At 52.6% G+C, this 12,808-nt stretch carries 8 protein-coding genes and 1 pseudogene; 7 read left to right on the plus strand and 2 right to left on the minus strand.

Features of this window, described 5'->3' with window-relative positions:
• Positions 1 to 323, plus strand: a 323-nt coding sequence (locus IO95_RS26195) for a hypothetical protein (protein WP_037386906.1), incomplete at its 5' end; no start/stop codon positions are given.
• Between the two features lie 136 nt (positions 324 to 459).
• On the opposite strand, the pseudogene IO95_RS25400 reads toward IO95_RS26195, so the two are convergent.
• Positions 460 to 663 (minus strand): annotated as a pseudogene (locus tag IO95_RS25400) (IS110 family transposase); the annotation flags it as partial.
• A 194-nt stretch (positions 664 to 857) separates the two neighbouring features.
• Here IO95_RS25400 and IO95_RS20110 point away from each other — a divergent pair.
• The 6 genes from IO95_RS20110 to dinG all read left to right on the plus strand — a co-directional run bounded on the left by IO95_RS20110 (position 858) and on the right by dinG (position 12,627).
• The gene (locus IO95_RS20110; RefSeq protein ID WP_023492724.1) at positions 858 to 2,615 is read left to right on the plus strand and encodes a DUF2138 domain-containing protein; all 1,758 of its coding nucleotides are present in this window, start codon (positions 858 to 860) and stop codon (positions 2,613 to 2,615) included.
• Positions 2,616 to 2,626: 11 nt separating this feature from the next.
• Positions 2,627 to 3,262, plus strand: coding sequence for a DUF1175 domain-containing protein (locus IO95_RS20115; RefSeq protein WP_369794390.1), 636 nt, complete (start codon positions 2,627 to 2,629; stop codon positions 3,260 to 3,262).
• Positions 3,196 to 7,830 carry an MG2 domain-containing protein gene (locus IO95_RS20120; protein ID WP_304413143.1) on the plus strand — a complete coding sequence of 1,545 codons (4,635 nt, stop codon included), beginning with the start codon at positions 3,196 to 3,198 and terminating at the stop codon, positions 7,828 to 7,830. Before IO95_RS20115 ends, IO95_RS20120 begins: the two co-directional genes overlap by 67 nt.
• The gene (locus tag IO95_RS20125; RefSeq protein ID WP_023492727.1) at positions 7,831 to 9,471 is read left to right on the plus strand and encodes a DUF2300 domain-containing protein; all 1,641 of its coding nucleotides are present in this window, start codon (positions 7,831 to 7,833) and stop codon (positions 9,469 to 9,471) included.
• Between the two features lie 54 nt (positions 9,472 to 9,525).
• Entirely contained in the window at positions 9,526 to 10,329 is an 804-nt protein-coding gene (locus IO95_RS20130; protein ID WP_023492728.1) for a YfaP family protein, read from the plus strand.
• Between the two features lie 99 nt (positions 10,330 to 10,428).
• Positions 10,429 to 12,627 carry an ATP-dependent DNA helicase DinG gene (dinG, locus tag IO95_RS20135; RefSeq protein WP_023492729.1) on the plus strand — a complete coding sequence of 733 codons (2,199 nt, stop codon included), beginning with the start codon at positions 10,429 to 10,431 and terminating at the stop codon, positions 12,625 to 12,627.
• Here the strand turns inward: dinG and IO95_RS26355 are convergent.
• Positions 12,624 to 12,755 carry a hypothetical protein gene (locus IO95_RS26355; protein ID WP_255351368.1) on the minus strand — a complete coding sequence of 44 codons (132 nt, stop codon included), beginning with the start codon at positions 12,753 to 12,755 and terminating at the stop codon, positions 12,624 to 12,626. The two genes, dinG and IO95_RS26355, sit on opposite strands and share 4 nt — an antisense overlap.
• Positions 12,756 to 12,808 lie beyond the last annotated feature (53 nt).

Here is a 12,808-nt window from a genome sequence, read left to right on the forward strand (position 1 = left end):
TGGATACGGAGAAAATTGCGGTGCCTGATATGGCGGAACAAGAAAAGGCCGTATGCCCGAGCGAGAATGTTGATGAGAAATGGACTACTGGAGAAAAGAGCCTGGTTATCGGCGACGAACCAACGCGGTCCGTGGTGGAACGCAGGGGCAAGTCACATGAACCAAGCCTTCCGGAAGAAGTGGTTCACAGATGCGGGATTATTCTCATTACTGGATTTACAGCGGCAGTTCCCGTGTTAACAATGAACCGCCGTATACGGAACCGTACGTACGGTGGTGTGAGAGGACGGCGGGAGCGATCCCGCCTCCTACTCGATAGCTGATCTTACCCAGCAATAGTGGACACGGCACTAAGTGAGCAAACTCTTAACCCAGATATGACTCATGACTAAAACATCAACAACGAAAAACAAGCCCCGTAAACAACACAGGCCCGCCTTTCGTGAAAAAGCACTTAAGCTCACTCAACGTATTGGCGTGTCCGCCACTGCGCGCACAGGCCAGCATCCCGATAAGGCAAGGTTCCAACTGCATAACGCAAGGCACGAATTTTTATCGAGTCAGTTTTTTCTTCAGGAGCGTATTGCCATTGTGATCAACGCCATGAAGCTGGAAAACATTTTTTGCCAAGTCGATACCAAGAGTAGATACTTCCGTTTGGATGCTGCTTCTTTTGAGTTCTTACGCTCACATTTTGGCACTTTGATGCCGTAAAAGTTGGAGCGTCCATCTCATTATTTATGTGCGGGGCGGTCAGCTAACCTATATCATACCCATCTGTAGCACGATTAGGCGCAGCTATCTAGAATGCGTTATTTTTCAAGGGAATTGTTTATGCCTGGTGTGGAACAGCCATAATGACTATTGATAACAATAAGGTGACTCCGGTGGTGAAACCGCGCCGCAGTAAATACGGATTTTTGGCAGTAGGCGTTATTGTGGTAATTTCTGCTGCTGCATGGGGTATTCATCATTTTTTAATCGCGCCTCATCAAATTACCCCGCCTAAAGAATTGGTCTGGCATAATGATCTGCAGATCGATCTAGTCCATCCTGATGTATTAATCGAAAGCCAATCCCTGAGTCAGTTGCCGAAAGATCTGCTGGCTATCCCGTTTTTGCGCAATACTCTGACGGAAGATTTGGTGTTCTACTACCAGAATAATGCGGATCGCCTGGGTATTACCGGTAGTCTGCGGCGCATTATTTTTGAACATGAGTTGACACTGCGTGACAACCTGTTGGAAATGCTACTTGACCAACCAGCCAATATTGCTCTCTGGCATGACCAACGTGGCAGGCTGGATCACTATATGGCGGTGTTTAAGTTAAGTGGTTTGGCGCGCCTGCTGGAGCCCTTGGCCAAGGTGGCTGCGGATGATACACAACTTGAGCGTATGGATTTTGCTCCGTTCAAAATAGGCAATGACACCATCTCGGTTTATCAATTGCAGTATCATGGTAGCAAACCCCTGTTTTTTGCCAGCCATGGCGATAACCTGCTGCTGTTTTCCGATATTGCCATGCTGTATGACCAGCAATCTCCTTCGCAAGATTCCACCCAGACCGCCAGCGCATTGCTGAGTGGAACGCCGCTTTGGTCGCAGAGCTTTGGTTTGAAAGCGCGTGATGGCAGTGGGGATGAGAAGGCGACAGCAGCGGATAAGATCCCTCATCGAATTTCAGTCAGTGCCAATTATCTCGGTTTTGGCTATCAGCGCTTTGTTCCAGCTTTTGCCGGTGTGCGTTTTGAGATGCAACCCCAGGGCTGGGCCAGCTACATTGCCCTGAATGGTTCATCAACAGCGGAAAATGCCTCTTTTGATTTCAGGCCAGTGTGGAAAAGTATGCCCATGGGGGCCAGTTTCTGTCTGGCGTTGCCGGTTTCGCAAAGTGTGCCGGAATACCTGCTGCAACGGGTAGCGGCTATCAGCGAGCAAACCGAGGTTGTTAGCAAAACGGATACTCAACCTTTGGCTATCAGTGGTAACAGCGGCTTGTGCTGGTATCCTGACTCCCATCTCTATACCCCACTGGTTGTCAGCAGTCTGGAGAACAGCGCAGGTGCCGAGATAGATGGCAAGCTTGGGGTGCTGTTTGACACTACCATCAGAGCCAAAGAGCGTGAGCCGGTAGAGATAGTTTCTCGTGCTATCCCGCAAGGGACCGTCTGGCAACGGGAAGTGAGCTCGCGCTATGGTCAATACCCAGTCAGTGACTCCTCGGCGCCGCAACGTCTGCTGGGTAGCAATTTCTTCCGGGTCAGTCTGGCACGTCATGGTCAAACGGTACTGTTTTCTCTGGATGATAAATTGGTTGATAAAGCATTAAAAACGCTGGATAAGAACTTTCCCCCCATCGCGGATGTGTTGCCTGCAGACGCGATAGTTCCGCTTTATATGGCACCGGATGCCTTGTCTGGGCTATTTAAGCAGGAAGCGTTCGCCAGCTTGCCTAAAAACCAGGAGCCGATCTTCTATAATGCGGCGCAAACACTGTTGCTGCCCAAGTTGACCGCTTTAGCGGGCCAACAGCCCTATGCGTTAGTCTTGCCCGCGAATATTGAAGTAAAAGAAGACTGGCAGTGGTTGCCACTGAAATGGCAGGGGCTATGACAATAGCCGGGATCCGTACCGGGTTACTGGCTGTTCTGCTGTTGTTGCTGGTTGGGCGGGGGCAGGCAGAAGTGACAGTGCCCCCCCTTGATCCGCAACAATCTGCGGTATTCCGCGCCTGGTTTTTGCGTATTGCGCAAGAGCAGTTGGACCGGGGGCCAAGTGCCCGTTGGTATCAACAAGATTGTGCAGGCTTAGTGCGTTTTGCTGCCAATGAAGCCCTGAAAGTTCATGACAGTAAATGGTTGCGCGCCAATGGGATATCTAACCGCTATCTACCACCCGAATTAGTGATTAGCCCGCAGCAGCGTCAATTTGCTCAGCGCTGGCAACAAGGTGGCGGCAAGCAGGGCCCTTATGTGGACGCCATCAAGCTGATTCAATTTAATAGCCAACTGGTGGGTCGCAATATCAACCAGGCCCAAGCTGGTGATTTACTGTTTTTTGATCAGGGTGATGAACAGCATCTTATGATCTGGATGGGGCGTTATATCGCCTATCACACTGGCACGACCACCCCAACCGACAACGGGATGCGTTCAGTGAGTATGCAACAATTGATGAAATGGAAGGATACCCGATGGATACCCGACGAATCGAACCCCAACTTTATTGGCATTTATCGCCTGGGTTTTCTGTCACGATGAATAAGCTTCGACGCCAATGTCGGCAATATTTGTTGGGGGTGGCGCTGTTACTCCCGTTCAGCCAGCTACAGGCTGAAGAAAGCCTGCCAGACAGTAACTATTCGATTCCCAAGCAATCCTTTTTTCTGCTTTCTGACAGTACTTTTGCCAGTAATGAAATGGCCACTGTGCGTCTGGAGGCCCCTGGCCGTGACTACCGGCGGTTTGAGGCCGAGCAGTATGGCGGGGTGGATATCCGCTTATACCGCATCGAACGGCCGATGGAGTTTTTAAAGAAACAGAAGAATCTGCATCGCATCGTGCTGGAAGGCCAATATCAGGGGGAGGGGCTTTCCAACACCTTGACCTATCTTTGGGATAACTGGTATGGCAAATCCCGTCGTGTGATGCAACGGGTCTTTTCCTATGATGCCCGCCAGGAAGTGACCACCGCCTTACCAGAACTGAAAGTGGGCAATGTTTTGACTGCGCCCTCTCGGTTCACGGTTCAACCGCAATTTGCGCCACTGAAAAATTTGCCACTAATTAGCCAGTTCCGTTATCCGCTGTGGGATGCCAAGCCGATCCAGCCACCGGAGCAGGTGAGCATGGAGGGTTCATCTAGCGGTTTTGTTGAGCCGCGACCCGGCAATGTTTACATCCCATTGGGCAAGTTACAGCCAGGGTTGTATCTGGTGGAGGCGTTGATTGGCAGTTATCGCGCCACCACGGTGGTTTTTGTTGCCAATACCGTGGCGGTGAGCAAAATTTCGGGTAATGACTTGTTGGTGTGGACGGCCAACCGGCAGAACGGCCAGGCTGCAGGAGGGAGCCAGATTCTGTGGACCGATGGGGTCGGTATTCTGACCAGTGGCGAAACAGATAGTGATGGCCTGCTGAAATTGAGCCATATCTCGCCAGAACGCTCTTATTTGCTGGGGCAAGATAGTGAAGGCGGGGTATTTGTTTCTGAAAACTTCTATTACGACAGCGAAATCTATGACACCAAACTCTACGCCTTTACTGACCGGCCACTCTACCGGCCGGGGGATTGGGTTGAGGTCAAACTATTAGGGCGTGAGTTTAAGAACGCGTTGGACTCTGTTGCCATCAAATCGGCCCCCATGACCTTGACGGTAGTGGATGCCAATGGTTCGCCATTGCAGACCTTAAACCTGTCGATTGATAGCCAGTCTGGGGCGCAGGCACGTTTTCAGTTGCCGGAAAATGCAGTAGCAGGGGGATATGAAATTCGCTCTGCCTATAACAACCAGATCTACAGCAGCTCATTCCGTGTCGCCAGTTACCAGAAGCCGCATTTTGAAATCTCCTTGGCGATGGAGAAGAATGATTTCCGCACCAATGAGCCGGTGGTGGGTGACATCGTGCTGCTCTACCCGGACGGCAAACCGGTGGTTAACGCGCGTCTTGATCTCAGCCTGTATAGCCAACAACTGTCGATGGTGAGTAACGACCTGCAGTATCAGGGTAAATTCCCGGTTGAGCTTAAAACGGCACAACTGACCACTGATGATAAAGGCCATGCCAGATTAGAGCTGCCTGCGGTAGATAAACCGAGCCGCTATCTATTAACCATTTTTGCCAGCGATGGTGCCGCATTCCGGGTGAAGACCACCCGCGAGATCCTGGTGGAACGCGGGGCATCACGTTATGAAGTCACTACGCCTAAGCGTTTTAGCCAGGTTGGCGATGAAGTCACCTTCAGTTATCGCAATATCCAAGGTGGTGAGTCAACGGCAGCCAGTTATGAATGGCTCCGTTTAGAGGATCGTCAACTGACCTCGGCACCGTTATCGGCGGTGGGGCAGCCATTTGCCATCACGTTCCAGAAACCGGGTACTTATACCGTCACCTTGCGCAGTGCTCAGGGCATGATCCTCGGGGCGACCAGCCATACCGTCAGTGGCCCGGGTGAGAAAGCGGTGCCAGGCAGTGTCGACATCGTGATGGACAAAGGCCAATACCAGATAGGGGAAGTGGCTCAGGCGTTAATCACCTTCCCGGAGCCGGTGGAACAGGCCTTACTGACCCTGGAGCGTGATCAGGTGGAGAAGACCGCTCTGCTTTCTAAGGGAGCGGATTGGATAAAATTAGAACGCCTGAATGAGACCCAATATCTGGCGCGCATTGCGGTGCAGAAAAACTTTGCCCCTAATCTCACTTTTTCCGTGCTGTACAGTAAAGGTGGGCAATACAGTTTCCAAAATGCCGGTATCAAGGTAGCGATGCCCAGCATTGATATTGGTATCAAGACCGATAAAGCGGTTTATCAGCCGGGGGATCAAGTGCAGGTGATGCTCGATACCCGCTTTGACGGGAAGCCAGTGCCTGCGCATCTGACCGTCAGCGTGGTGGATGAGATGATCTATGCTTTGCAGCCAGAGATCGCCCCAACGATTGACCAGTTCTTCTATCACCCGCGGCGTAACAATGTGCGTACCAGCGCCAGTCTGTCCTTTATTGCTTATGATCTGGCACTGTCTGGTTCAGTCACCGCCCCAGGGCGCGCTAACCGTAGTGATCGCAGTGTGAAAGTGTTGGAGCGGCCACGGCGTGAGGATGTGGATACCGCCGCTTGGCAGCCCGATATCGTCACGGATGCCAACGGTAAGGCTTCTTTCAGCTTCCGGATGCCAGACTCACTGACGCGTTGGCGCATTACCGTACGTGCACAGAATCAGCAAGGGCAGGTGGGGCAGAAGCAGGCCTTTACCCGCTCAGAAAAACCGCTGTATCTGAAATGGAGTGGCGCCACACAATTCCGCCAAGGGGATCGCCCACAGCCGGGGTTATTTATCTTTAGCCAGAGCAAAGAGCCGACCACGGTGGAGTTGCGCACCGGTTACGGTGATCAACAACTGACCCAGACCGTCACGTTGCATGAAGGGGCCAACTACGTCAGCCAACCGATAGATGCACTACATTCTGGCCCTTGGATTTCTGAGGTAGTCAAAAATGGTCGGGTACTGGATACCCTGAGCGTTGACTTGAACGTCGTGGCGGATAACTGGTCAGTACCGCAACAGCGGGATATCCGTTTGCATGCTGGCAGCAATAACCTCAACCTGCCGGCAGGGGCTTATGATATCCGCTTGCGCCTCAATGGTGATGCCCCAGCACTGTTCCGCAGTAGCCTGGACTCTCTGCTTAATGAACCCTTTGGTGGCGTTATCAATACCGCCAGCCGGTTGTTACCTTTGAGCGTGGCTTACAACACCTTGGCTAAGGGCAATGGTCAGTTAGCCGATACCATGCGGCAGATTATGCAGAATAACCGCCAACGCCTGATGCAACTGGCGGGGCCTGGAGCCAAATTCACTTGGTGGGGGGGCGAGGGCGACCCGGATGCCTTCCTGACGGCGTATGCCTATTATGCGGATTGGTATGCCAGCCAGGCGCTGGGGGTGGCGTTGCCAGCAGACCATTGGCAACGATTGCTGGATATCTATGCTGAACAGGCAGATCAGATGCCTGCGCTACATCGTGCCTTGGTGCTGTCATTTGCCCAGGAGATGCATCTGCCGGTCACCAGCCTGCTGCAAGGGTTAGCAGATTCCCTGCCGAATACTCAACCGACAGAAGGCAGTGCGCTGACTGAAGATGACAGCCTGATTATGTCTGCCCCGAATTCAAAACTGGGGTTAGCGGTGGCACGGGTGCTGACCTATTCGCTGTTACAGCAAACACCTGGATATCGGTTGCAGGAGTGGGAGTTGCAGGCATTAAAGCAAAGCCAGCAATTTATCGCCCAGAGCCAGCACCCGTTTGCGTATGCGGCAATTTGGCGGACCAGTGGGGCGGATGCGGCGCAAGTCGCTTGGTTACTGCCGCAATTGCTGCCATCACAAGCGGGCCCGGAGCGCGCCTTGGCGTTGACCTGGCTCTATAATTCACTGGGGAATACCTTACCACCGGTGGAATTTAACCCCGGAGAAGGATGGGCTGAATTACAAGGCACCCTGGGTGAGCGCTATTGGCAATGGCATGGCAAGCAACCGGTGTCGACCCTTGAGCTACCCGCTGAATTATCTCAACCCATAGAAGTATCGGTTAACTTTAGCTTGCCCGTTAATGCCACGGGGGCTGATATGGCCAAACAACCGCTGCCAGTCAGCATCAGCCATCGTTTATTGAAATTGGTCCCTGGGGATAAAGCCTTTGAGTTCAGTGCGCTGCCTGTAGCCCCGAATGAACCTCTTTCCAGCGACCTGCTCTATTTGGATGAAGTGACACTGACCAACAAAAGTGACACGCCACAACATTATATGCAGCTTGAGGTGCCATTACCGCCAGGGGCAGATGTTGAGCGAACCACTTGGGGCATCAGCGTCTCCGGTTTGGCGGGTAATAACGCAATACCGCTGGAAAAGGCCCGCAATGAGATGGGGCAGCTTTCCTATATGGTGCCGGTAGATGAGTTGGTGGAGAGCAAGGTTTATCGGCATCTGGTGCGTTTCTCGCAGAAAGGGGAGTTCTTGCTGCCGCCAATACGTTATTCGCGCATGTATGCCCCACAGGATGCGGCGTTGGAAAATAGCCGTGGTCTGAAGAAAGTGACGGTGGAATAGATGTGGCGCTGGTGCTGGTTGCTACTGTTGCCGTTTGTTGCGCTTGGGGCTGAGCCACGGTTGCAACTGGCACTGCAGCAGGATCAGCAGGGGCAACTGCTGCTGCTTAACCAGCAACAGCAGCTTGCCCGGCAGCCGTTATCTACCACAGTCACCACACCACTGGGGAGTATCTGGAAGCTTTTTGTCTATGCGTATCTGGTGGATACCCAGCAACATGAGCCAGATTACCGCTGTGACGGTAGCCAGCCACAGGAAGAGATTTATTGCTGTGACCTAGGTAAAAAAGTGACCCGCGACCAGGCGTTAGTGCGCTCCTGCAGTCTCTATTTTGCGCCTCAGCGTTTGCAACTTGATGCGCAAAAATGGGCGAATTATTGGCAAACACAACATAGCCCGGCCTGGTTACAGGATTTGGCCCAGTTGCAGCCCGATACTCGGGTCACGGTGGTTGAATTATTACAGGTTTTAGCCACCTTGCCGGCTCAGCAGCAGGCACGCAATCTGTTGTTGGATGTCCTCCTCAATCAGGAGGATCCACTGATTGGTGCTTTGGGAAGCCGCTTACGGATAAAAACCTGGAGCTGGCGGGATGAGCATGATCCACAACTGCGCCAAGGGGGATTTGCTGGCTGGTTGATCGATGGAACCCCAGTATGGGCGCAAGCTCCGGGTACCAGTAAGACGGTGCTGAAAAATTACGCCACGGTGCTGAATAATGTTTTGCCGCAGGCACAACCGATAGACTCGCAAGGTTGTGTTGAAGTCAACATGTTTGAGCGTTATCCCATAGCGGCGATACGCAGAAGTGGTGAGCAAGCTGCGGTGGCACCTGGCAGGTTGCAAGGGCGCTATCAGGTTGAATTTAGTAATGGTAATCGCCTCGCTATTGAGAGCCAGGGGGAACTTTACCTACATACAGAACAGGGGAAATTGACCTTACTGGCCCACCTGGAGCGGGAGGAGTATGTCGCCAGGGTGCTGCAGCGTGAGGCAGCGGCGCAACCGGTTGAGGCGGCAAAAGCGTTGGCGGTAGTGATCCGCAGTTACCTGCTGCAAAACGCCAGCCGTAGCGGAGAGTGCCTGGCCATCAGTGACAGCAGTGCCAGCCAGCGTGTTGCGCCACAACCAGCCACCGCAGCAATGCGTGACGTGGTCGGCTGGAGTAACGATTTGATACTGGTGGGAGCACCGGTCACTTATCATCTCGATCAACCGGGCAAGAACCGTTTGTCGTGGCAACAGGCGGTGGCTCAGGCACAGCAGGGGATGCGTTATGATGCCATTTTGGCTCACGCCTACCCACGTGCCAATCTGGCACGTTGGGATAAACCGGAAGTAGTCTGTCAACCGATGCCGCAAGCCGAAGCCTGGTTGGCAACGCAACAGAAACGCTGGCGTGAGGCGCTTGATAGCCAGCCGGGTTACACACCGTTGACACAGTTCACCGTCTGTCGGCTGGTTTCTGGCAAGCCCCATGTTGATCGCATGTATGGCCGTATCTATGTTCGTGATCTTTACTCGTTGCAAGATCGGTTGGATTTGGCTCATGAATACTTACATTTGGCCTTTGCGGCACACCCTAATGGGCAGAGTGAAGAGTTTGTAGAGCAGTTGGCTCGGCATCTGTTACTGGAATAGGGAAATGGTCGCTAGGGTTTGCTTAATGGTTTATATGTTTTTCAGGATATCACTATGATGATTCATCGGTTGTGCCAGGCAGGCGCGTTATTGTTAATGGTCACCGCGACGGCAGTGGTGGCCCAGCAGCGTGTTGAAATTGATAGCCCACTGGCGGGATGGCATAGCACTTCTGGTGAGGGGGCGGATTTCTCACAACAGGTTAATTATCCCGCGTCATCGGTCAACTCACCGGTGACGCAATCGTCACAAGCGCTGATTAAAGGGCAGATTAAAGATTTCCCTAAACCGGCCAGTAACACGACAACCCCACCGGGGCGTTTGATCGTCAATGGCATCAGTATGCCGATAAAAATTCAGGATGATGGCAGCTTTAGTCGCCCGTATATCTTTCCGCAGGGCAGTAATGGTGTTGAACTGCGCAGCCCCGACCGAACCGCCAGCCACCGCACGCAATTCTATGCACAAAGAGAGCATGGCGCGATCCCGGCGCGTTTGCGGGTGGTACTCTCATGGGATAGCGATAATACCGACCTTGACCTTCATGTGGTGACTCCTGATGGGGGGCATGCCTGGTATGGCGGTCGCGATTTAACCAATGGCGGTGCATTGGATGTTGATGTCACCACCGGCTACGGCCCAGAAATCTTCTCTTCACCCACGCCACAAAGCGGCCAGTATCTGGTCTATGTCAACTATTATGGTGGTGCGGGTGACCAAATACTGACCACCGCGCAGATCACCATAGTGACAGAAGAAGGCACCACCAATGAGAAACAGGAAACGGTGATTGTGCCAATGCGTAATCCGGGCGAACTGACATTGGTGAAAAAATTCAGTTATGGCAGTGGGGGTTAGAACTGACCAGATAGTTCTGGCGACGGGTATCAACTCAGGCTGACGCCATGGGTGTTATATGGGACAATAGCGCCATCATTTTGTTTAGATAAGTGTTGAATGGCGCTCACCTCCGCAATTAAAGATCAGATTAGCCAGTGGTACAAAGCCCTGCAGCAGCAAATACCGGATTTTATTTCCCGTGCACCTCAACGGCAGATGATTGCGGAAGTCGCTAAAACACTGGCAGGTGATTATCCGCGTCACTTGGCTATTGAAGCGCCAACAGGGGTGGGTAAAACCCTCTCCTACCTGATCCCTGGCATCGCCATTAGCCGAGCACAAAGCAAACCGCTGGTGGTCAGCACCGCGAATGTGGCCCTGCAGGATCAGATATACAGTAAAGACCTTCCCTTACTGAAAAAGATCATTCCCGACCTGAAATTTACCGGGGCATTTGGCCGTGGGCGCTATGTTTGCCCGCGCAATCTGGCCGCCATGAGCACCGATGTGGCCCAACAAGGCGATCTGATGCTGTACCTGGATGACAATGAACGGGCTCCTTCCAATGGGGAAGAACTGGCCTTATGCCAGAAATTGTCGCAGGCCCTGAGTCGTCATGAGTGGGATGGTTTACGCGACCACTATCAACAATCTATAGATGATCTGCTGTGGGCTAAGCTGAATACCGATAAGGCCAACTGCCTGGGGCGTAATTGTTACTACATTCGAGAATGCCCGTTCTATATTGCCCGTAAAGAGATTGAAACTGCGGATGTCGTGGTGGCTAACCATGCGTTGGTGATGGCTGCGCTGGAAACCGAGTCAGTATTACCCCCCGCAAAAGAGTTGCTGCTGGTGTTGGATGAAGGTCACCACTTACCGGAGGTGGCGCGGGATGCACTGGAAATTGATGGCGAAATCACCGCACTGTGGAATAACTCGCAGTTGGATATGATAATGCGCCAGGTGGAACAGTGCATTGCCCAATACCAACCCAAGAACCCACCAGGATTAGCCAATAGCGAGCGCTTGAAGAATCACTGTGAAGAGTTGCGCGAACTGATTCAGAACGTTGAGCATCAGGTCAGTGCGTTTCTGCCGCCAGACAGCAGCAATGCCGAGTATCGTTTTGAGATGGGGCAACTCCCCGCACCGCTGGTGGAGCTTTGTGCACGCCTATTTAAATTGACCGATGGATTGTGTGGGTTAGCAGAGTTTATGCTTAACGACCTCACCGAACAGACCGGTAAGCACGATATTGTGCGGTTGCATCGAGCCATTATTCAAATGAGCCGTACCCACGGTTATCTGGAAGCGATGAGTAAATTGTGGCGCTTGGCGGCGATGGAGAAATCGTCCAATGCGCCGATCTCTAAATGGGTGACCCGTGAACTGCGAGATAATGTCACACATCTGTATCTGCACTGCGTGGGGATCCGCGTCAGTGACCAACTGGAAAAGTTACTGTGGCGCAAGGTCCCTCATGTGGTGGTTACCTCCGCCACATTACGTTCACTCAATAGCTTTTCGCGCCTACAGGAGATGAGTGGCTTGAGCGAAGCCGCTGGGGATCGTTTTGAACTGCTGACATCGCCTTTCAATCATATTGAGCAGGGCAAAATTGTTATTCCCACCATGCGTTTTGAACCTGCAATCGCCAATGAAGCAGAGCATCTGGAAGAGATGGCGCGGTTTTTCCGTGGTGAGCAGGCCAGTGGGAAACACAAAGGGATGCTGATCCTGTTCAGCAGCCACCGTGCGATGCAGACATTCCTCAGCTATGTGACTGACCTGCGCCTGATGTTGTTGGTTCAGGGGGATCAACCGCGTTACCGATTGGTGGAGGAACACCGTAAGCGGGTAGCGCAAGGCACAGCCAGTGTGTTGGTCGGGTTACAGTCATTTGCTGAAGGGCTGGATCTAAAGGGGGAACTGCTGACTCAGGTACATATTCATAAAATCGCTTTTCCACCTATCGACAGCCCGGTGATCCTCACCGAAGGGGAGTGGTTGAAGTCACTTAACCGTTACCCGTTTGAAGTACAAAGCTTACCTAGTGCCTCGTTTAACCTGATCCAACAGGTGGGGCGTTTGATCCGCAGTAATCAGTGCCATGGGGAAATTGTGATTTATGATCGTCGTTTGCTGACCAAAAACTACGGTCCACGACTGTTAGCGGCACTCCCGGTGTTCCCCATCGAACAGCGTGAAGTGCCACCGGCGGATAAAGCGCATCAGGCAGCACTGAAGTCTGCTGCGGCAGCGGCGAAGAAAGAGAGTAAGCGTAAAAACCCGTTTGCTCGCCGCCGCCGTTAAGTCGTGATGACATAACGGCTGTTACCCGCCACCACCCGATTCGCCACCTGAAGAATATGAGCCACGATAGCGGGATCCTGATAAGATCGATCTGCAACTTGGGAACATTCCCCAATTATTTTAATCATTTAACGTATTGCCGTCACGGGTATGATTAGTCACCGCCACCATCACCGCCACC

Source organism: Serratia sp. DD3, from assembly GCF_000496755.2.